Here is a 21,164-nt window from a genome sequence, read left to right as displayed (position 1 = left end):
GGCAGCCTGGCGGTTGTAAGCTGGCTACGAGTAAACAAATGAGGGTAAGCCAATGCGAGTTTCCGAGCTGGCTCAGACGGGAGGGGTAACGGCAGAAACAGTACGTCACTATACAAGGGAAGGGTTGTTGCAACCGCACCGCGACCCGCGCAACGGTTATCAACTCTACGATATAGAGTCCTTGGGGCGCCTACGTTTTATCGACTGCCTGCGTTCGCTGGGCGTTAGTCTTCCAGAGATCAAACAAATATTATCTTGGGCGGATCAAGGCACCGTAGAGTTTAATGAACCAGTACCACTCGCCACTCAAAGGCGACGTCTGAACTTGCGGACCCAAGAACTCCAGGTGATAGAGCGATGGTTAGATAACATGAACCAAGACAAGATGACTGAAAGCTTCAGTCTGAAGGAACTAATCGAATCGCTTGGGACAGGTAAATTAGTTTTCGAGGCTAATGATTCGCGAAGTAATCATTAGTGATGCGGCGAAGTCATGGCACTGTGCGTATCCATCATCCCTATCATGGATTGCAGATGCCAGAGTTGCCAGACGGCAAACGTAATAATCAGCAGCGCTGCTAGCGTACGAGTCGCGGGGCTACGTATCCATATTGAGACACGGCGCGCTGCCACTCCGGTCGCTAGGACGGCAGGCAAGGTGCCGAGCCCAAAGGGCCCCCATCATCGCGGCGGCACGCAATGGCTCGGCTACAGCAAGACTCCAGGCCAGCATCGAATAGATTAGCCCACAGGGCATCCAGCCCCATAGCGAGCCAAGTGCGAATGCTTGGGGTACTTTTACAACAGGCATCAAGCGACGGCCTATTGGTTCGATGCGGCGCCACAGGACGCGCCCCAGTGCCTCGATACGTAGCAAGCCCTTCCACCAGTTGGCGATATACAGTGCCATTAGTATCAACATGACCGCCGCCAGGATACGCAACACCAGGGCGAAGCTGTCCAGTGCATGGTTGAGCACGGAACCGAGCAGGGCCACCAAGGCACCAGCGATCATGTAGCTGCTGATACGACCTAAATTATAGCCGAGCAACAGACCTGCTAAACGCCTCGGCTGTCGCATGCTGGGGGGCACAGCAAAGGTCAGGGCACTCATGATGCCGCCACACATGCCGATACAGTGCGCGCCTCCCAGCAAGCCGAAGACGAAGGCCGCCGCCAGCGGCGGCAGGCTCATGTCGGCGGGATTCATTTAAGGGGCACCTTTGGAGCTACCCGCCGTATCACGGGAGGGGCTGATGGTGAAGGCCGCCGGAGGCGAACCGTACGGTGATACGAGTTCGACCTGTTCGGGTGGATAGCAGAGTCCTTGGTCGGAACAGCCCTGAAAGGTCACCATGATGGCCAGCGGCCCGGTAACGGTGTCGCTCGCCTCGATGGGCGCACTCACCAACACCTGATCGTAGAAAACGTTAATGTTCCCTAAAGACGCGTGCGACATTGGCTCGCCAGGAGGCAAAGCCAACTCACCGAAATTGATATCTTGAGAGAGACTCTCAATCGCGAACTGATGCCGGTGAAGGTAGTAATTTTCGGCGGCGGTGAAGCCGATATAAACTCGATCATCGTCTCGCCAGGCGGTGGTTCGGAAGGCTTCTTTAGCCGGTAGAAAGTCACGTTGGGGCGAACGGTTAAAGGGGGAACTTTTGTCACCAACCTCAAACATCTCTTCACGTGCCGCTACCGGGGTGACTATAAAGAGTGCCACCGTTAGAAAAGCGAAGACTTGTTTCATGAGTTTAACGCCGCCTTTGGCTTATCCATTGGCTGACCTCTGGACCAAGCGACCAGAGCAAAGCCCGCGACGATCATTGGTAGTGTCAGTAGCTGCCCCATGGTTAACCAGCCAAAAGCGATGAATCCCAACTGAGGGTCGGGGAGGCGCACGAACTCTACGATGAAACGGAAGGCTCCATACAGAAGCAGGAACAGCCCAGAGATGAGGCCCCGCTGACGTGGTCGGCGCGATAGCCACCACAGCACGGCAAACAACACGACACCTTCAAGGGCAAACTCGTAGAGAGCCGAAGGATGCCGTGGCTCTGGGCCCAGCTCCATCATGGATGGAAACACCATTGCCCAAGGTACATCACTAACTCTCCCCGGTAACTCGTGATTGATGAAGTTCCCGAGGCGACCCGCTCCCAGGCCGATGGGGACTAACGGAGCAATGAAGTCGGTCAGTTGAATAAAAGCCAGTTGATGTTTGCGAGCAAACAGCCAGGCAGCCACTAACACACCGGCAAGGCCGCCATGAAAGCTCATGCCTCCTTCCCAGATTTTTAGTAACCAAAGGGGGTTGGCTTGCAGTTGTTCGAGCCCGTAAAACAGTGCATAGCCAAGGCGGCCGCCAACGATGATGCCGATGGCGGCGTAGAAGATCAGGTCGCCTATATCATCGTGGCTTAGGCCGAGTCGGTGGGCGCGACGCCGACCCAACCACCAAGCGGCCACTAGCCCGATTACATACATTAAGCCATACCAGTGAATCTGAAGAGGGCCTATGGCGATGGCGATCGGGTCGATTTGAGGGTATTGCAGCATATATCTTCCTTAATCAATCGTTACTGTTGGAGTCATCAACAAAAATTATTGCGTCTTAAGAGCCGTTTTATCGTTTCCACTTCTCGACTTCCTGGATGACTCGCTCAACATCTTCAGAAGTTATGTAACCTGTATGTTTGTAACGAATAGTGCCCTCGGTATCGACCAGATAGCTTTCGGGTGCGCCATAAACACCTAGCTCAAAACCTAGGTTACCCTCTGGATCAAAAATATTGACTTCAAAAGGATTCCCAAACTCGTCAAGAAACTCGAGTCCCTTTGCCTGGGTATCCTTGTAGTTGATGCCAACCAAGCGGACGCCTCGCGCGGCTAAGTCCAATAACTGCGGCATTTCATGCTTGCAAGTGGGGCACCACTCTCCCCAAACATTGACCAATGTCACCTTATCTTTAAAAAGAGATTCATCAACGACCCTTGAGGGGTCTTCCAGCGTCGTCAGGTTGAAGGCCGGAAACGGCTGAGCTAACAAGGGGGAATCTCTGGCGCTAGGATCCATTGATAAGCCCTGATAAAAGAAAAAGCTCAAACCAAAAAAGCCCAATAGGGGTAAAAATAGCAATGTCCGAGATTTCACGTATACGTCTCACAGGTAGTAGCGGGTAAGTGCCTGCTGAGCATTGTTAGTGCTTACGGAAGTTGATTTAGAGCACTCGGTTGCTATCGGTCATGGCTGTCGAGCCCATAAGCGTTTCGCCAGCAGCGGCAGCAATGTAATGCCACTGATGAGAATCAGCGCGATTGTGAGACCACGGGAGTCGGCCGTAATCAGCACTTCGCCGAACATGACAATTAGATATGCCGTGGGGATCACGCCGGCCAGTGTGGCGATCAAAAAGCGCCAGAAGGACAGGGGGGTGATACCTGCCGCATAGCTGACGGCATCAAACGAAAGGAAGGGCACCAATCGGGATGCAAAAACGATGAGCATCAAGCCTGTCTGAGAGCGCTCCTTTCCCAGCCAGTTGAAGATGGGCCGCGTACGCGGCCAGCGTTGCATCACTTCATAGCCGAGCAAACGAGCAATACAGAAAGCGAGCAGAGCACCGGCTTCGGCACCGATAACGACATAGGCCGTCCCCCAAACCGGGCCGTAAAGCGCACCAGCCACCATCGCAATCGGCCCACTGGGAATCGGGCTCATGACAATGGCCGTCATCATCATAAAGATGATGGCCAATGGCCCCCAGACGCCCAGCCTATCAACCCACTCACGCAAGGCCTGCTTGTCGGTCAAGACCGTCAAGGCGCCGGTCTCCATCAGAATCCAATAAAGGGCCGCCAAGCCCATCAATAGAGTGAGCCCCAAAAAGAGCGTTTGCTTTACGCTAAGCTTGGTTGCCATGTGCATCTCAGTGGTTGTGATTGGGGAGACTCGCATCTCAGCCCTGTACCGTTATGGTGTATCATTCAACGCCCAATATTTCGCGAAACTGATCGGTCGACACTGCGCCATTGATACGCTGCACTTTCCCGGCTTCATCACGGTAGTAGCTGGTCGGCGTTCCCGTAGCACCGGCCTCACGCATGATCTGGGCGTGATTTCTAAGAAGCGCTTGACTCTCCTCCGACGGCTCCACCGGCCTTATGCCGCCATTGCGAAATTCCAGTTCATGAGTTTCGAGAGCGCTGGCCGGATTGTCGGATTCAAGGATTGCAGCAGCTTTGCGAAGACTGTCCTCTGATAGCACGCCGACCAGCACGTGACGAAGCTGTAACACGCCTTGCTCAATGAGCGGGCGCGAATTTTTCCAGAGTGCGTTGCAGTAGGGGCAGTTGGGGTCTGTTAGTGTGTACACAATATGCGATGCATCATCATTCCCCTCCGAGATAAAACGAGTGTTTTCAAACGCACTCCAGGTAGCTTCCAGCATGGGGTCCAGCACCAGAGCCTGAAGCTGGCTTTCCATAACGGCATTGCCCTGCGGGTCGATTAACGTACCAATGACGGCGTAGTCGGAAGAGGAGGAGATATAAGCTGCCATAGGCTCATTATCATAAGACAAGGCATAGCCTTGGAGACCGTCAGGCGCTTCGAAGCTGCCATGGAAGGTGAACCCTTGATCCACCAATGCGGTAATCGACTTGGGCAAGGGAGACTCAGTATTCGTGGCACTGCTGGCCTGATGACTCTCATTGGTATCAGTACTTGCTTCCTGCGCCAACGCAGGCAACGTTATAAGACCTAACAGACCTGCAGCAGTTAGGCAATAAGTGATAGGTAGGATATATCTCATGGATGCTCTCTTTATTAGTTTCTGATCTACCCAAGGGGGACGACTGTATTCGGTTGCCAGCTTCATCACTTCTTATTAAAAAACAGGTACTTGATAAGCGCAGCAACACCAAGCCCCAGCGCAATAATCAACAAGATCGCTATTAGGCCCATCCCTGCCATACCCCACATGCAGCTTTCACTTCCCATCATTTTGAATTCCTCGTTAACACGACGGTGTTTGGTTTAGGCGCGATGAACAGCATCTTTTGGACGTGGTGTGGCATTGCCGGTATCCGATGTGAAACGGCGTAGCCGCAACGAGTTAGTCAGCACAAAAACACTGGAAACGCTCATGGCCGCCGCCGCCAGCATGGGGCTGAGCAATACGCCGATGAACGGATAGAGCACACCCGCCGCCACGGGGATTAGCGCTACGTTGTAACCATAGGCCCAAACGAAATTGCCGATAATGGTCCGGTGGGTACGCTTGGAGAGCGCTGTGGCATTGACGATGCCTCGCAAATCGCCACTCATCAGCACCACATCGCCGGACTCGATGGCGATATCGGTACCAGTGCCGATCGCAATGCCCACGTCGGCCTGCGCTAACGCGGGTGCATCATTGATTCCATCTCCCACAAAAGCGACACGCTTGCCCTCCGCTTGGAGACGCCGGATCTCTGCCGCTTTCTGGTCGGGCAGCACCTCGGCGAGAACCTGCTGGATGCCAACCTGCCGTGCGATAGCATCGGCAGTGGCACGGTTATCGCCGGTGAGCATGGTCACGTCCAGCCCTTGCGCTTTGAGTGCTGCGATAGCCTCGGCAGAGCCTTCTTTAAGGGGATCCGCCACCGCGATGACTGCAGCAAGCTGACCGTCTACCGCGGCATAGAGCGGGCTCTTAGCGCTCTCGGCCAACACCTTGGCGCGTGATTCTGCCTGGCCGAGCTCGATTTCCAACCGACGCATGTAACGATCAGCTCCTACTTGCACCAAGTGGCCGTCGACCTCGGCTTCAATGCCGTAGCCAGGCTCGGCACTAAAGCGACTGATTGAGGGTAATTCCAGCCCGCGGGCCTTAGCGCCCTGGACAATGGCCTCGGCGATGGGATGTTCGCTTTGAGCTTCCACCGCCGCGACCAGTCGCAGCACCTCGTTCTCATGGCCGTTGATCGCTTCGAAGTCGGTCAGCTCGGGGCGCCCCTGGGTCAAAGTGCCGGTCTTGTCCAGCACTACCGTATTCATCTTAGCCAGCGTTTCAAGCGCCGCCCCTTTGCGAAATAGCACTCCCATCTCGGCCCCTTTCCCGGTACTGACCATGATGGCCGTTGGGGTGGCCAGGCCCATCGCACAGGGGCAGGCAATTAGCAGTACGCTAACGGTAGTGACGAAGGCAAAGGATAAGGAAGGCGCCGGTCCGAAAGCGAACCAGATTGCAAAGGTAATCGTGGCGATAGTGATGACCACGGGAACAAACACACCAGCAACCTTGTCGGCTAACTGCTGGATGGGAGGCTTCTCCGCTTGGGCCGTTTCCACCATCTTGACGATCTGCGACAGCACGGTGTCGGCACCGACTCGCGTGGCCCGAAAGGTAAGTGCACCGTTCTTGTTGATAGTGCCACCGACGACTTCGGAATCCTTCTGTTTGACGACCGGCACTGGCTCACCGCTGATCATCGACTCATCAATGTAGGAGTGACCCTCTTCAACGATGCCATCGACTGGAACACGCTCCCCTGGGCGAACCAAAATACGATCGCCCGTGACGACGGCGTCGATAGGCAGCTCGACGGTTTCATCCTCGCGGATGACACGGGCAGTTTTCGCCTGTAATTGCAGAAGCTTCTTGATCGCCTCGGAAGTGCGACCTTTGGCAATGTGTTCAAAATAGCGACCGAGCAGAATTAGCGTCACGATGACCGCTGCCGCTTCGAAATAGCTCACGGCGGTTCCGACGGGGAAGAGCGCGGGCACCAGCAGGGCGGCGACCGAATAGAAGTAGGCAGCGCTCGAGCCGATCATGACGAGGCTGTTCATGCCCGGATTAAAATGCCGGAGTTCGGCGAAGCCGGCACGATAGAAGCGTGCACCTGCATAAAACTGCACCGGTGTCGCTAATAACCACTCGACGCCCATCCAGGCGCGATGCGGCATTAGACTTGTTAACAGCGTGTCAAAAGCGGGAATCATTTTCCCCATGGCGATGATGACTACCGGAATCGTGAATATTGCCGCGAGCACGACTCGGCGGCGAAGCTCAGCTCTCTCCCGATCCTCGCTGTCCGTCGGTGGCGGCGTATCGGTATCCTGTGGTTCATAGCCTGCCTCGCGGATGGCATGCTGAATACGCAGTAGCGAAACGACTCCCGGCAGGAAACGAACGAAGGCTTTCTGGGTGGCGAGGTTAACACTCACCTCCACTATGCCGGGCAGCTTCGTTAGCGTTCGCTCAATCCGAGAGACACAAGATCCGCAACTCATGCCGGTGACGGGTATGTCGAGGCTTTCTACCACCGGTTGATAGCCCGCCGTTTCAATGGCATTGAGTAGGTTAGCGGTTGCGGTACCTGCTTCGACCTGGATAGCCGCCTTCTGTGTGGCGAGGTTTACTTGAGCGTTGATCACGCCTGGCTGCTGGCTGAGTGCACGCTCCACACGCCCAACACAGGAAGCACAGGACATACCACGAATCTCAATGCCGACGTGTTGCGTCATAATGACGATCTCCCTGTTAATTTATCGACGACCCGATAGGCAAACTTGATTCCCATGTTCGCTGTCGAGAAAATGCCCAATCATTCAGTCTGCTCAGCGATAGCTTCAACAATCGGGCAGCCTTCCTGCATAGGCCCTTCGCCTGCACACTCACTCAATGTTTTCGATAATACGGCTTCAATCCGCGTGAGGTGTTTGATCTGCTCGCGCACTTTATGCAGCTTCTCGCCGGCGATGCGTTTAGCTTGTGCCCGGTCGCCATTAGCATCCTGAAGCATTAACAGCTCCCGAATCTCTTGTAGCGTGAAGCCCCACTGCTTGGCATGAACGATAAACTGCAACCGATCCACGGCTACTAATGGGTAACGCCGATAGTTGGCATCGGTCCTCCTCGGAGGAGGCATAAGTTTCTCTTTTTCGTAGAATCGAATCGCCTGGCTAGCGACTCCACTTCGTTCGGCAAGCTCGCCGATACTTAGTGTTTGCATGACGTTACCTCACGACATTGCTAGTCTGAACGTCCAATACCCTGACTCAGTTGATATGCCTCATACACCGGCCGAGGCTCCTATTGCTTCGGTTGGCGCACGACCCTAAGGTAGGGTGTCTTAGTGTTCCAACCTTCGGGAAAGTGTTGCTTGGCGTCATCATTTGATAGCGATGGCGAGATGATGACATCGTCACCGTTTTGCCAGTTAACGGGCGTGGCCACTTTGTGTTTGTCGGTTAACTGCAGCGAATCAAGAACACGCAGTATCTCGTCGACATTACGTCCAGTGCTGGGCGGATACGTCAAAGTGAGACGAATTTTCTTGTCAGAATCGATGATGAAGACCGTACGCACCGTCAGTTTAGGATCGGCTTTCGGGTGAATCATTCCATACAGCTTCGCCACCACCTGATCTTCGTCAGCCAGCAAGGGGTAGTTCAGAGCTGCGCCCTGAGTCTGTTCAATATCCCTCGCCCAGTCGTGGTGAGAGCTAAGTGGATCCACCGAAACCCCAACCAGCTTGGCTCCCCGCTGGGTGAATTCGAGCTTTCGCTTGGCAAACGCGCCCAGTTCTGTGGTGCATACTGGCGTAAAATCAGCGGGGTGCGAGAACAGCACCGCCCAGCTGTCGTCAAGCCATTGGTGAAAGTTGACCGTACCTTGCGTAGATTCGATCGTGAAGTTTGGTGCTGTCTCGCCCAGTTGTAGCGTCATGGAAATGTCCTCATGTCATTCATTGAGTGGCCACCATAACTTTGAAGTCAACTTTAAGGTCAAGCGTGATGTGTAATATTTGCAGTTCGGTAGGAGACAAATAATTTGCCAATAAAGGTTGACCTTAAAGCAGCTGTAAGCCTTAAAATTCTTACGGCGCTAAAATGGACATGATATGAGGTAGCACCATGGGATTGGTATCAATACCCTTGTTGTCTGTCTCCATAACTTAAGTTGCGATAACACATTGGAATCTCTCTCTTCCATCGGCTTGGTCGGTGCCTTTATCGGCGGATTGGTCTCCTTCTTTTCGCCCTGCACGCTGCCCCTGTTACCGGCCTACCTCTCGGTGGTCACAGGCGGTAGTGCCGGTAAAGCCGACAGGCGGTTAGAGGCATTGACCCTCAGTGCCTTCTTCGTCTTCGGCTTCAGCATCGTGTTCATCCTACTCGGGCTCGGCGCCAGTAGTATCGGGCAACTGATGCGAGGGTATCGCCAAGAATTCAACTGGGTTGCCGGCTCGGCGGTGATCGTGCTGGGCCTCTTTATGACCGGCGTGTTCCGATTGCCGCTATTCCAGCGTACCTTTCAGTTCACACCCAATGTCCAGGGTGGCTCCCCGCTGTCGGCGACAGTGTTCGGGGTCTCTTTTGCCATCGGTTGGACCCCCTGTATCGGCCCTATACTAGGCGCTATTCTGATGGCCACGTCTAATGCTGCTAGTGCCCAGGCTGGAATGATTTATCTAAGTGCCTACTCGGCAGGACTGGCGCTACCTTTTCTTGCCAGCACTTTACTGATTAACCGATTTGCTCTGCATCGGCAAAGCCTGGGAAGGTGGAGTGCCTATGCTCGCCCCGTGGCGGGCACGATTGTGATCCTGATGGGTATTGCTATCGTTACGGGGTATATGACACGGCTTTCAAGTATCATGGTTGACCTTTTCCCCTCCCTGGCGACCCTGGGGTAGCCAGGCCGTCAGAGAAGTAGAGATTAATTTTCATACTGACTCCTTAGGAAGCTGATTAGGCTGAGCTAGTCTCCTAAAAGGAGATTATTTTTATAATGCTTAGAGCTTAATTGCTTTCACTATTAATTTAGTTCTTCACCTAATTACTTTAATTAGGAGCTCGTGGCGAGGTAACGTACAAGCGCAGCGAACGCTTCAGTGTTTTTTTGAAAAAAACATTTATTATAGTAGGCCTTCCTGAATCCTAGCTGAATAATAAAAATTATGGCAAGTAACGCACAGCTACCTGGTTTATCTTTATATTTCGTGAGTATCTATCAGATTACCTTTCCTTGATTTTTCTTTTGGGTTGTTCTAGCTTTATCATGCCAAGCAGAAACTATGGTAAATAAAATATGGTTTAAAAAATGGAGAACCGAGATGGACTTAAAAAAATATGAAAACTGCATTGAAGCTTGTCACGTATGCGCTGCTTATTGTGACAAGTGTGCAACTGAGTGCCTAAAAGAAGACAACGTAAAAATGATGGCGGAATGTATTCGCCTTAACATGCAATGTGCTCAAATTTGTCGGTTAGCTGCCTCATTTATGGCACAAGAAAGTGAGTTTGCACACGAGATCTGCCGTCTATGTGCCGACATTTGTAAGAAATGTGGTGATGAGTGTGCAAAACATGATGCACCTCACTGCCAAGAGTGTGCTCAAGCTTGTCATCGCTGCGCTGAAGAATGTGCCGCAATGGCCAGCTAAGCTTCAAGCCAGCCGGGGCGAGCGCTTCGGCTGGGCGTCATTTTCTAGGGGGTTATATACATTAACTGAGGCTTTCAAATGTTGGTGTTTGCTTTTTTTAATATCTAAAAGGGGCTCGCTTGCGAACCCCTTTTGAATTAGTTATAATTAATAATGTCGCTTAGTAAGCGACATGTAGTTCATAACTGTTATTGCTATTTTCCTTAGTGCCCCCCATTGAGCTACCTGTCACCTCAAGCTGATAATTGCCCGGTTGCAGCTGACGAACAAGTTCAAAGTGACCCCGTGGACTGGACGCTTCTGCTACTTGTTTTCCAGTTTTGTCATAAAGCACAGCTGAAATGCGGTTGCCAGTGCTGGTAAAACCTGGGAAGTGCTCACTCGCTACTTTCAGTGTAGTCGCTTGTTCAATGTTAATATTGAAACGCTTCGATTGCCCCTGAGCAAGCATCTGTGTAGAAGATACGCCTCTTTCTAGTAAGGGAAGATCCTGTGTTGTATTGCCTAAGCTCGCTAATACAGGTGTAGAGAAGATACTTGCTACTACTGCACTAAAAACAATTGCTTTAATTTTCATGGTGGTTTACTCCGTTGGTTATTTACAATTTAATAATAACCTTAGAGTATGAATTGAAGCTGAATTTAGTGGTTTATTAGCAAAAAAAACGCCACCTTCCGGTGGCGCAAGTTATAGAGTGCTTAACGATTTAAAACATTAACCTGACACCTGCCACCACGCCGGTATCTTCGGTATTATTCCCACCAGCACGAGATAGGTCGGCGGTATCGCCATACTCTTTTACCCAGTAAGCGCCCACGTAAGGCGCAAAGCGTCTGGTCACTTCGTAGCCCAGGCGCATGCCGACACGCACTGAGTTAAGGCCCTCACCCACACCAAATTCCTCAACTTCGCTGGCAGCTACGGCAATTTCGGTGCGCGGCTGTAGGTAGAGCCGCTGTGTCAGGCGCAGATCGTACTCGCCCTCAAAACTAGCGGCCACGTCGCCATCTTCACTCACTTGCATAGCAACGTCGGTTTCAATGCCGTAGGGCATCACACCTTGTAGGCCGACAACCCCATAGGTGCGTTCGGCGTGATCATCGGAGAACACACCGCCTTGGTAACCGATACCCCCCTGTAACTCCCAAAAATCAGCCACTAGGCGACTATAGAGTAGTTCCAGGGATTCAAACTCAGCATCTTCACCGTCGCCTTGGACATTCTCGCCCTCTGACTTCAGGTAAACACGGTTGATATCACCGCCATACCAGCCTTGAAAGTCCCACACGACGGCCTCCTCGCCGTTATCGGGTACGCTATATTCAAGACGATCAAAGAGCGCCATACCCATATTGTGTTCCATCGTGGGCGCTGGCCAATCTTTCGGCGCGTCGTAACCATCTTCCGCATGGGCAGCGGTGGTCATGACAAACGCTAAGCTAATGCCAGTAAAATAAAGCTTAGTTTTCATACTGCCTCCTTAAGAAACCTGAACAACGCGGAACATTCCGGCATCCATGTGATAAAGCAGGTGGCAATGGAACGCCCAACTGCCTTCAGCATCTGCCGTAATCAGTGCCGAAACCCGCTCGCCGGGCTTAACGTTCAAGGTGTGTTTGCGCGGAATTAGCTCGCCCTGACCGTTTTCTAGCTCCATCCACATACCGTGGAGGTGGATAGGATGCTCCATCATGGTGTCGTTGATCAGGATTAGGCGCAGCCGCTCATCTTTCACAAAATGGATTGGGCCGGTCACTTCGCTAAACTTCTTGCCGTCGAACGACCACATGTAACGTTCCATGTTGCCGGTCAGGTGCAGCTCAAGCTCACGGCCTGGTTCGCGGCGGTCAGGCCATGGCGTGAAGGCTTTAAGATCGCGGTAGACGAGTACTCGACGTTCGTTGGGGTCGATGCCTATGCCCGCCTGGTCGTAGCGAGAGCCGGGCTGGGCTTCACCGGCAATGAGAATGCCGTTTTCGCCGACTTTCGCCTGCTCGCCCGACATGCCGCCCACATTAGAATGATCCATGCCCTCCATGTTGGAATGATCCATCCCCTCCATATTAGAGTGATCCATGCCTTCCATACCAGCATCGTCACCGCTCATTCCCGGCATATTGGAGTGATCCATACCTTCCATATTCGACATGCCTGAATGATCCATACCTTCCATGTCACCCATGCCATGAGCGCCCATGGCTTCCATGCCGCGGTCGGCAATTTGGCGGCGCTTGGGAATCTCCGCCTGCATGCCTTCACGCGGGGCTAGCGTGGCGCGAGCGTAGCCACTCCGATCCATGGCTTCGGCGAAGATGGTATAGGCTCGATCATCTTCTGGTGAAACAAGCACATCGTACGTTTCCGCCACGCCAATACGGAACTCATCAACAGGCACGGGTTGCACTGGCTGGCCATCGGCAGCAACGACGGTCATCTTCAAACCAGGTATACGTACATCAAAGTATGACATCGCCGACCCGTTAATCACGCGTAGTCGTACCCGCTCACCAGCCTTGAACAGCGCATTCCAGTTTTCTTGGGGGGAGTGACCGTTAAGCAGGTAGGTATAAGTACTGCCGGTCACATCGGCGATATCCCGAGAACTCATGCGCATTTTGGCCCACATACCGCGCATCTCGGCGGTTTGTGAGAAACCCTTTTCGCGAACATCGGCGAAAAAATCAGCAATCGTGCGCTCTTGGAAGTTGTAATAGCCTTCCATGGTTTTCAGATTACGAAATACCGACATGGGGTCTTCAAAGGTCCAGTCGGTGAGCAGTAGCACATGCTCACGGTCGTAGCGGATGGGTTCGCGCTCGGCGGCGTCAATTATCAACGGCCCGGCGTGGCCGAGCTGTTCCTGCAAGCCGGAGTGGCTGTGGTACCAGTAGGTACCGTTCTGGCGGACAGGAAAACGGTAGGTGAAGGTTTCACCAGGTGCTATGCCTGCAAAACTGACCCCAGGCACACCGTCCATCTCCGGTGGCAAGATGAGGCCATGCCAATGGATCGACGTGGACTCATCCAGCAGGTTGGTAACACGCAGTACGGCGTCTTGACCTTCTTTCAGACGAATCAGTGGGCCAGGGCTAGTACCGTTAATGCTAATAGGGTGGGCTTCTTGTCCGTCAATCGGAATGGATTCACGGCGGATAGCCAGTGATATCTCGGGCCCTTCTTCGACGCCCTGTGCATAGACATTCGTACGGCCCCAGGGGTTTGCCCAGGCGGGAGTTAGCCCCATTGCGGCAGCGGAACCTAACCCTAAGGCAGCACCGCCTTTTAGGACTTGCCGGCGAGAAAGCGGGTGAGAAATAATGCTTGAGCGTGCCATGTGTAACTCCCATCAATGATGAATGACACCATCTTGATGGAAGAACCTGAAACAAAGCTGAATAATGATTAATTAGCTACTTCACCCGCTAGAGGCAGGATAATCGTAACGCGCAGTCCACCCAGTGGACTGCGCTCAAAATACGAGTGCCCTGAGTAGCGGGCAATTAGCTGCGCAAGAATCGACAGGCCTAAGCCGTAGCCGGGACGGCGTTCATCCAGTCGTGTGCCACGCTCTCCCAAGCGCGAAAGATCCTCTTCTGCAACGCCGAGGCCGTCATCATCAATGGTGAGCGTGAGTGTGGTTGCGGAGACGGCAATATCGCAATTAACGCACCTATTCGACCATTTGCCAGCGTTATCGAGCACGATGCCTAATATTTCAGAAAAGTCGTGAGCCTCAATAGGCACTTGGTCTTTCTCGCCTGCCGAGTGGGCGAGGTTGAAGATACGCTCAGGGTAAAGGCTGCGGAACATCTCGATGAGCCGTGAACTATCACGCGTGACGTTGGCCATTCGCCCCGCGTTAGGGCCTGCAATACGTGAGCGACGCAGCTCCGCATCCAGCTGGGCGTTAATATCCTCAATACGGCTGAGCAGTTTATGGCGTCGGGTTTCATCAATGGGCCGATTGCCACGCAGTACTTGGGTAACGGCTGCCAGCGGGGTTTTTAATGCATGTGATAGGTTCGCGACCGACTCTCTGGAGCGCTTCAAGCGAAGGTCAATGTCATCCATAAACCAGTTCAACTGGTCGACTAATTCATCTAGCTCAGAAGGGGCTATTAATGACAAGCGATCACGTTTGCCCGCTCGCAATGCTTCAAGCTGTTGACGCAGTTGCCAGAGTGGCTTAAGTCCACGATTAACCGCTAACATGTTGAGTATGATGAGCATTCCTAACAGCACGCTGGCAATCCCACCGACCCACCAGTGCAATGTTGCAAGCCCTGCTTCTACTTGAGAGAAGTCCTCACCCACCAGCAGCACACCCTGCGTGCCCTGCCATTCAAAATGGCGACGATAGACGAGCATGTGTTGCTCGCCGCGATTCACGTCTATTAGAGCATTGCCGCTTTCATCTAGCAGCGGAGCCAGCTGTTGCTGCCATTGTGGGTCGGAAGCGCTGACCGAGCCGTTGAAGCGGAGTACGTAGAGATGATGAAAGACTTGATAGCCTTGGCTAACCGAGTCAAGCGCGGCAGGCACGGCGGCTTCACCTTGCTCAAGCTGCGTGACGGCATGGTCGGCTTCGCGCTGAAGACGCTCACCCAAAAAATCCCGAGCAAGATTCTGTAACAATATGCCATGCAGTAGCCAGGTCGTCACCACTACGAATAGTGCCACGCCTCCTAGCCAGGCGAGTAGTCGAAAACGTAAACTGCGCCGATCAATGTGAAGCAAAGAAATACCCCTGGCTGCGGCGAGTTTGGATAATTGATTTGCCTAGATAACGGCGCAGACGAGCGATGTAGACTTCCACCAAGTTAGGTGCGGCAGCGTCCTGATCCAAGGCGTAGAGCTGCTCTAGTAGCTGATCTTTCGAGTGAATACGGTCTGGATGAAGCATTAAGTAGCGCAGTAATCGAAACTCCGTTGCTGTTAGCGAACGCCACGTTTCTCCTTCTAAGCACACGCGTTGACCCGCCTCATCCAACGAGACACCGTTAAGCGTAATCACATGAGATAACTGGCCAGACTGCCTACGCAACAAGGCCTTCAGGCGAGCCATAAGTTCGGCTTCGTGGAAAGGCTTGGTGAGATAGTCATCGGCTCCGGTTTCAAGTCCGATAACTTTATCTTCCCAGGTATCGCGCGCCGTCAAAATCAAAATAGGCGTACTGCGCTTCTGCTTGCGCCAATGAGCGAGAAGATCTAACCCCGACCCATCGGGCAAACCGACATCTAAAATAGCCAGCTCATAATCCTCGGTTGCCATCAGCGACTTGGCCGCTTTCAATGAAGCGGCCAAATCAACCAGGTAACCGTTGTCCTTGAGACTCTCTGCCAAGCTTTCTGCTAACAAATCATCATCTTCGAGTAGCAACAGTTTCATGGGTCTGCGTCAGATTAGAGAGAAAAATTACCGTACATGCCGGATTCATAATGACCAGGAATGTTACAGGCATACTCTAGCTCGTTAACATTGTCAGGGACACTCCATAATAAAGTCCCGGTTTCACCAGGCGCAATGGTGACACCTGCCATGCTCATATTGGCCATATCGTGGCCTTCACCTTGTGACATGTTTGACATGTCATGACCTTCGCCATTTGCCATGTCTAGCATCATTTGACGATGCTCTTCCTGGGCTTCTTTACTGCCAATCACAAATTCATGCTCTAAATTGCCGGTGTTGGTGATTTCAAATTTAACCACCTCCCCAGCCGCCAGTTCTAGCTCTTCAGGGTCGAACCACATATCGCCAGCCTCAAGGCTGATCGTGCGGTCAACGTCAGCCTCGGTTAGGTTATTGCCACCACCGCCGTGGCCGGGTGCAGCCAGCGCCGCGCCCGTGATCAGACTTAATGAAAGGGCAAACAAAGACGTTGTTAAAAGAGTGTAGCGCATGGTCATTTACCTCAGAGGTTATTGTCACCCGTTCTTTATACGGTGTTAACCTGAAACGAGCCTGAACCTACAGTAAAAATATGACCTGCCGGATAAGTAGCTATCACGAAAACTTGCAAGCGCAAGGCCTTATTTCGGGACCTTTTTTAATTCAATACAGCATCTTCCGCTTAATAGTGAAATTTGTTCAGTTGCCGATGTCGGCAGCAGGGATGCTCTTGGTCATCACTGCGCATCATTGTCGGCAGAAAATAGTTGCCCCTTGTTGATGATGATGGTAGAGCTAGTTACTTTTATCGCTATGACCGGACGTCGGCTTTCCACTTCATCTATATTAACCCTTGTGTCTACATTTCCTGAAAGTTTTGCCACAAGATGTTAATGCGAGCGTACAAGCACCATGAGCGCTCATCATCGACGTTGATCTATCAGCAGAAGGTGTAGCTCGTTAAATATCGCCCTCATGAACTCAATGACCAGCCGATGCTGGCCAGTTTGATCTAGATCAGCGTGAAAAAACCAGAGGACAGCTCTTGCAAAAGACCAGTGGCTCCCCAGGGATGACAGAAGCAGAAAGGCTGAACCAGCACTGCACCTGTATCACTCTAGACCGACGAGCAGCCACCCAAAGTCTTATCGACCAGTTGGGCGACGATGCCGATGAGGCCTTTATCCGTTCGACCTGGCATCAACTTTTCTCGAATGTCGCTGTCTTTGTCCCATCTCAGGTTCTGGAGCAGATGAGGGCCACTGTTCAGGCCATAGAAAACGCCGCCGCTCTTCCCGACTATCAGCGACAAGTACTGTCTTGGGCCCCGCAAAGTGCACAGTTAAACCCCGGCCCAGTAGGTGTCTTCATGGGCTATGATTTCCATCTCGGCGAGGACGGGCCTCGCCTCATCGAAATCAATACCAATGCCGGAGGTGCATTTCTTAACGCGATCCTGGTACGGGCCCAACTGCAGTGTTGTGGTGATGCTAAAAGTGCGGCCGGGTCTGCCGACTTCGAGGCTAAAGTGATAGCCCAGTTCGAGAGCGAATGGCGTGCCCAGCGTGGCAATGGACGTCTGGAGAGGATAGCTATCGTTGATGATCAGCCTATGGGGCAATACCTCTATCCTGAATTCAAACTTGCCCAGCAGTTATTACGGCGTCATGGCATTGATGCTCTCATCCTCTCGCCTGGCGACCTTCGGTATGAGTCAGGCATGCTATACAGCGGCGGTAAGCGAGTAGATATGGTTTACAATCGCTTAGTGGATTTTGGGCTCGAAGCACCCGGAAACTCCGCCTTACACTCTGCCTGGTTGGACGGAGGCGCAGTCATAACCCCAAATCCCCATGCACACGCATTGTTCGCGGACAAACGCAACTTGGCTGTGTTATCAGATCCCGCGACGCTTATGGCTTGGGGGTTGAGCGCTCAAAATGCCGAATTACTTCGCTCTTGTATTCCCCGTACCTTACAGGTCAGCGCTGATAATGCTGATACCCTTTGGCAACAGCGACGGCAGTGGTTCTTCAAACCTGTCGCAGGCCACGGAAGTAAGGGAGTGTACCGGGGAAGTAAACTCACCAAAAAAACATTCAGCCAAATCTTGGAAAGCGACTATATTGCCCAGGCCCATGTGCCTCCCTCCGAACGCCTCGTTCTGGTCGATGGACAGCGTAAAAATCTCAAGGTCGACGTTAGACTGTATACCTATCGCGGCACACTGTTAATGGCCGCAGCGAGACTTTATCGAGGACAGACGACCAATTTCCGTACGCCAGGTGGGGGGTTCGCACCTGTGCTTCTCATGAAAGATTAGTTATCAAAAATATGATCTAAAGAGTTTGTCCCACAACTTATGCGATTATCGTGATAGGGCGTGGAACTCATCTTGCAAGGCGATCGCCTCACTTCGGCCCGCGATTAGTTATTCGGAAATTGCTCCCAGCAACCTTTCAATTGCGCGCAAGTTTTTCCTGCGTTTGGATTTAAAGCCTGGAAACTTACAATATTATCAGCTACGCGGATGAAACCTCGTCAATGAAGGCTGCCCTTAAAGGGGTATCTCTGGAGCGATATAGATAGCCACCTAGCCGAGCGATGGCCTTCATATAGAAACCATGTCGCGTCGCTGACCCAGTCGAGGCGGTGGAATCGACCGGTCGACCAGAACTAATAAATGATCAGTAAAGAACCGTTGCTAGCAAGGCAGCCGGGAACTGATGCCTAAGAATGATCAGTCCGGATACGATGTAGCCGAGCATAATGCCGATGGTGAGTCGATCGGCTGTGGTGAAGCACATATCCTCAATCCGGTAGCCAGTTTTTCAGATTCCATCATATACGTGTGTGCTAACGCACAGATCGTGTGATGTCAGACCCTGAACATGATGGTGCGGGTCCGTGTCGTTTGATCGCCAAGGTATCGGTCGCGTTACTATCCGCGCTAGATAACGAATAGTGCATTATGGAAATACAATCCTAATAATGTCAGGAAGGGTCTCCTCATGAATAGAGTCAACACTGCAGCAATGGCTTTTTGTCTTCTCGCTGTTCTGCCTAGGGCAGCATCCGCCCAAAACTCAGAGTACGGCCCACGGGTGTCCGTGAGTTTTCGATCTCTGGAACTGGCAGTAACGATCGGAATTTTAATAGCGGAAACTTCGGCGTGAGACTGTTGATCTTGGTTGGTATCTGAGGGATAACATGGTTGCCGGTGTTCGGCAAAGCGTCAATTACGCCGATGTCGAAGGCGAAGGCGGGCGTCACAGATGGTTTCTGGAACGGCTCAACCCGTGGTTACCTAACCCATCAGTTCCTTGATGGTCGTGCGCGGCCCTTCGTCGGTGCTAGCCTCGGTGGTATCTATGGAGACGGCGTCAAAGACAGCGCCTTCGCGGGACGGGAAACGGGTATGAAATACTATGTTCTGCCCAAGGCCTATTTCCTCGCTCGCGCTGAGTATCAGTTCCTGTTCAGCGATACCGACGATGCCACCGATGCGTTTCAGGAGGACGGTATCTGGGCTTATACGATTGGTCTGGGCTACAATTTCTGAACCACATCAAGATGCCACGAACCACCACGGCCACGTGGCGGGTGTGCATCTCTTGTCGCGCGCGGATGGCATCGGCCTTGCCTTCCGGATAGCGTTGCTTATAGCTATTAAGCTAGGTTCTTAACTACCTAAGGTGGTTGTCCTGACGGTCACCCATTCGGTGATGTCACCCTTGTCAGCACCGCCGTGATCAGCAGGATAACCACGACCAGCACCACCTCCAGCGCAATACTGCGCTGCAAACGTCGTGGGGCTGTTGCATCGCCGCTCTCAAAGGCAGGTACAAGCCGCCACTTGTTCGCGGCAGCAAATAACAGCAGCACCGCGACAATCAATACTTTGCCGATCAAGAACTGTCCATATGCCGTGGTGAGCAGGGGTGTGAGACCGCCTGTTAGCAGCGTGGCCAAAGTGACGCCCGCCAGTACCAACACGCCAACTCCGCCCATGGCGAGTTGCCCGAAACGGGTCAGAATGCGGGCGGTATTGCCGTGGTTGTAATGTTGCCCCACTAAGTGGAACAGCGGCCACAGCGAGGCTACCCAGAATGCTGCCGCCATCAGGTGAACGATCAGCAAGACAGCCAGAACGAGGCGTGGGGTGTTTACTGTATGCCCCACCTGCACGAATGCCAGCATCACCAATAAAACGCCTACTAGGCTCAAGCTGTTGGCTGTTTTCGAGAACGCTAAGTTATTAAGCTGAATCGCCTGGACCAGCAGCAAACCAGCTACCACCAGTATTAGTCGACCCCCGGACGCGCCATCGAACACGATCCCGAGCAACATTGGGTTGGTTGCAGCCGCTATATTGCCGCCTCCAAGGTAACCAGCTTCTAAAGACCACTGGAACAGAATCAGGATGACCCCCGCCCAGGCAGAAAGGACACCCATGCGGGCGACGCGCCTCCGGTCGTGATCAGGGAGCCGGGGAAACGCTAGACGAAACAACACGGCCCCCGTCGCGACTAGGGCGCTAAGGTAAATCCCGGCCGCCACGAGAATCATCGCGACGGTCCAGACATCGAGGCTATTTACGGAGAACCACCAAGCCACGGGTCAGGGCTCGACCGAGAAGTTAAAACCGTCGGACATCATGTGTCCGTCATCCGATAGGCCGCGCCAGTGCACCTGGTAGTCCCCAGCCGAAAGAATTTCACCGGGCTTCACGACGTAGCGTTCGACCTGTTCACTGCCTGGCTGACCATCAAGAGGAACGGGGCCGTTTGGGCCTGTCACTTCAAACTGGGTGATGCGCATCATGCCACCAAACTCGATGCCAATCTCTGCTGGGGAATCCTGAATGGTGACGCCATCCTTAGGCGAAGTGCTTGCGCCCCCTTCATGGGCCAGCACTGGGATTGCTAGCGACAGCAACAGCGTTGCTAAGGTAGCGTGAATGATAGGGAGCGAACTCGTCTTCTTTTGCATACCGTATCCTTATATATTTTTAGGGTTGAATGGATGCCGTTACTTCATCGCGGAGGCGCTAAAACTGATTCGGCTGAGCCTTCTTACATCGTTCATCTGCCCTGTTTGGCGAACAAGGCGCATGGCGTCGTGCTTTTCTTCATGGAAATGAGTCGGTGTTAAAACGTGCCAACCTGAAACAGGGCTAAAATGGCGGAAAAAATGATCTGTGACAACACTTAGGTATTGGGATCGGTTTCTCCTTTACCTTTGGGCCACCTATAGGTTGTAGGCTTATAACGAAAGCTAACTCCGCCTTCTTCCATTTTTAATGGATAAGGCGATGTCTCGACCAGCAAC

Annotated in this window: 22 protein-coding genes and 1 pseudogene; 5 read left to right on the top strand and 18 right to left on the bottom strand. The window is 52.8% G+C overall.

Features of this window, described 5'->3' with window-relative positions:
• Window positions 1-52: 52 nt before the first annotated feature.
• A complete protein-coding gene (locus AC4EYZ_RS04115) occupies window positions 53-478 on the top strand; it encodes a MerR family transcriptional regulator (protein WP_008958479.1) in 426 nt (141 codons plus the stop codon).
• Here AC4EYZ_RS04115 and AC4EYZ_RS04110 read toward each other — a convergent pair.
• The 10 genes and pseudogenes from AC4EYZ_RS04110 to AC4EYZ_RS04065 form a co-directional block, all read right to left on the bottom strand.
• A pseudogene (locus tag AC4EYZ_RS04110) lies at window positions 475-1,210 on the bottom strand (sulfite exporter TauE/SafE family protein). The gene AC4EYZ_RS04115 and the pseudogene AC4EYZ_RS04110 overlap by 4 nt on opposite strands.
• Window positions 1,211-1,753 (bottom strand): protein-disulfide reductase DsbD N-terminal domain-containing protein, encoded by a 543-nt coding sequence (locus tag AC4EYZ_RS04105; protein WP_008958483.1) that lies wholly within the window; start codon window positions 1,751-1,753, stop codon window positions 1,211-1,213.
• Window positions 1,750-2,562 carry a prolipoprotein diacylglyceryl transferase gene (lgt, locus tag AC4EYZ_RS04100; RefSeq protein WP_008958484.1) on the bottom strand — a complete coding sequence of 271 codons (813 nt, stop codon included), beginning with the start codon at window positions 2,560-2,562 and terminating at the stop codon, window positions 1,750-1,752. Before lgt ends, AC4EYZ_RS04105 begins: the two co-directional genes overlap by 4 nt.
• 67 nt (window positions 2,563-2,629) lie before the next feature.
• Entirely contained in the window at window positions 2,630-3,157 is a 528-nt protein-coding gene (locus AC4EYZ_RS04095) for a DsbE family thiol:disulfide interchange protein (protein ID WP_035586998.1), read from the bottom strand.
• A 90-nt stretch (window positions 3,158-3,247) separates the two neighbouring features.
• Complete coding sequence (locus AC4EYZ_RS04090; RefSeq protein ID WP_427768882.1) at window positions 3,248-3,925, bottom strand: TVP38/TMEM64 family protein; 678 nt, start codon at window positions 3,923-3,925, stop codon at window positions 3,248-3,250.
• A 61-nt stretch (window positions 3,926-3,986) separates the two neighbouring features.
• On the bottom strand, window positions 3,987-4,817 hold the full coding sequence (dsbG, locus tag AC4EYZ_RS04085; RefSeq protein WP_427768884.1) for a thiol:disulfide interchange protein DsbG: 831 nt from the start codon (window positions 4,815-4,817) through the stop codon (window positions 3,987-3,989).
• Window positions 4,818-4,882: 65 nt separating this feature from the next.
• On the bottom strand, window positions 4,883-5,008 hold the full coding sequence (locus AC4EYZ_RS04080; protein ID WP_258955997.1) for a hypothetical protein: 126 nt from the start codon (window positions 5,006-5,008) through the stop codon (window positions 4,883-4,885).
• 33 nt (window positions 5,009-5,041) lie between these two features.
• The gene (locus AC4EYZ_RS04075) at window positions 5,042-7,516 is read right to left on the bottom strand and encodes a heavy metal translocating P-type ATPase (protein WP_427768886.1); all 2,475 of its coding nucleotides are present in this window, start codon (window positions 7,514-7,516) and stop codon (window positions 5,042-5,044) included.
• 80 nt (window positions 7,517-7,596) lie between these two features.
• Complete coding sequence (locus AC4EYZ_RS04070; protein WP_427768888.1) at window positions 7,597-8,004, bottom strand: heavy metal-responsive transcriptional regulator; 408 nt, start codon at window positions 8,002-8,004, stop codon at window positions 7,597-7,599.
• 80 nt (window positions 8,005-8,084) lie between these two features.
• The gene (locus AC4EYZ_RS04065) at window positions 8,085-8,720 is read right to left on the bottom strand and encodes a peroxiredoxin (protein WP_427768890.1); all 636 of its coding nucleotides are present in this window, start codon (window positions 8,718-8,720) and stop codon (window positions 8,085-8,087) included.
• A gap of 247 nt (window positions 8,721-8,967) precedes the next feature.
• Between AC4EYZ_RS04065 and AC4EYZ_RS04060 the strand changes: the two genes are divergently transcribed.
• Window positions 8,968-9,690: a cytochrome c biogenesis CcdA family protein gene (locus AC4EYZ_RS04060; protein WP_144815962.1), complete on the top strand. Its 723-nt coding sequence runs from the start codon at window positions 8,968-8,970 to the stop codon at window positions 9,688-9,690.
• 381 nt (window positions 9,691-10,071) lie between these two features.
• Entirely contained in the window at window positions 10,072-10,440 is a 369-nt protein-coding gene (locus tag AC4EYZ_RS04055) for a four-helix bundle copper-binding protein (RefSeq protein WP_232774902.1), read from the top strand.
• 160 nt (window positions 10,441-10,600) lie between these two features.
• Here AC4EYZ_RS04055 and AC4EYZ_RS04050 read toward each other — a convergent pair whose 3' ends face one another.
• From AC4EYZ_RS04050 to AC4EYZ_RS04025, 6 genes are all read right to left on the bottom strand, one after another.
• Window positions 10,601-11,017, bottom strand: coding sequence for a hypothetical protein (locus tag AC4EYZ_RS04050; protein ID WP_139041537.1), 417 nt, complete (start codon window positions 11,015-11,017; stop codon window positions 10,601-10,603).
• Window positions 11,018-11,147: 130 nt separating this feature from the next.
• Window positions 11,148-11,912 carry a copper resistance protein B gene (locus AC4EYZ_RS04045; RefSeq protein ID WP_008957453.1) on the bottom strand — a complete coding sequence of 255 codons (765 nt, stop codon included), beginning with the start codon at window positions 11,910-11,912 and terminating at the stop codon, window positions 11,148-11,150.
• Window positions 11,913-11,921: 9 nt separating this feature from the next.
• A complete protein-coding gene (locus AC4EYZ_RS04040; protein ID WP_144815965.1) occupies window positions 11,922-13,775 on the bottom strand; it encodes a copper resistance system multicopper oxidase in 1,854 nt (617 codons plus the stop codon).
• 68 nt (window positions 13,776-13,843) lie between these two features.
• Window positions 13,844-15,178: a sensor histidine kinase gene (locus tag AC4EYZ_RS04035; RefSeq protein ID WP_144815969.1), complete on the bottom strand. Its 1,335-nt coding sequence runs from the start codon at window positions 15,176-15,178 to the stop codon at window positions 13,844-13,846.
• Window positions 15,165-15,830: a response regulator transcription factor gene (locus AC4EYZ_RS04030; protein ID WP_427768894.1), complete on the bottom strand. Its 666-nt coding sequence runs from the start codon at window positions 15,828-15,830 to the stop codon at window positions 15,165-15,167. The genes AC4EYZ_RS04035 and AC4EYZ_RS04030 overlap by 14 nt, the downstream gene beginning before the upstream one ends.
• Window positions 15,831-15,844: 14 nt before the next feature.
• Window positions 15,845-16,351, bottom strand: coding sequence for a cupredoxin domain-containing protein (locus AC4EYZ_RS04025; protein WP_427768896.1), 507 nt, complete (start codon window positions 16,349-16,351; stop codon window positions 15,845-15,847).
• A 554-nt stretch (window positions 16,352-16,905) separates the two neighbouring features.
• Between AC4EYZ_RS04025 and AC4EYZ_RS04020 the strand changes: the two genes are divergently transcribed.
• Window positions 16,906-18,156, top strand: coding sequence for an ATP-grasp domain-containing protein (locus AC4EYZ_RS04020; protein ID WP_008957448.1), 1,251 nt, complete (start codon window positions 16,906-16,908; stop codon window positions 18,154-18,156).
• Window positions 18,157-19,080: 924 nt separating this feature from the next.
• Window positions 19,081-19,395, top strand: a complete 315-nt coding sequence (locus AC4EYZ_RS04015) for a hypothetical protein (protein ID WP_197672011.1) — start codon at window positions 19,081-19,083, stop codon at window positions 19,393-19,395.
• Window positions 19,396-19,544: 149 nt separating this feature from the next.
• On the opposite strand, the gene AC4EYZ_RS04010 is transcribed toward AC4EYZ_RS04015, so the two are convergent.
• Both AC4EYZ_RS04010 and AC4EYZ_RS04005 read right to left on the bottom strand, forming a co-directional pair.
• On the bottom strand, window positions 19,545-20,402 hold the full coding sequence (locus tag AC4EYZ_RS04010; protein WP_092490837.1) for a copper resistance D family protein: 858 nt from the start codon (window positions 20,400-20,402) through the stop codon (window positions 19,545-19,547).
• Window positions 20,403-20,453: 51 nt separating this feature from the next.
• Window positions 20,454-20,825, bottom strand: a complete 372-nt coding sequence (locus AC4EYZ_RS04005) for a copper resistance CopC family protein (protein ID WP_008957445.1) — start codon at window positions 20,823-20,825, stop codon at window positions 20,454-20,456.
• Between the last annotated feature and the right edge of the window lie 339 nt (window positions 20,826-21,164).

The sequence above is a fragment of the Vreelandella sp. 162(4c) genome (assembly GCF_058152265.1).
The sequence above is the reverse complement of the archived record's forward strand: the minus strand, read 5'-3'. Positions and strand labels throughout refer to the sequence as shown.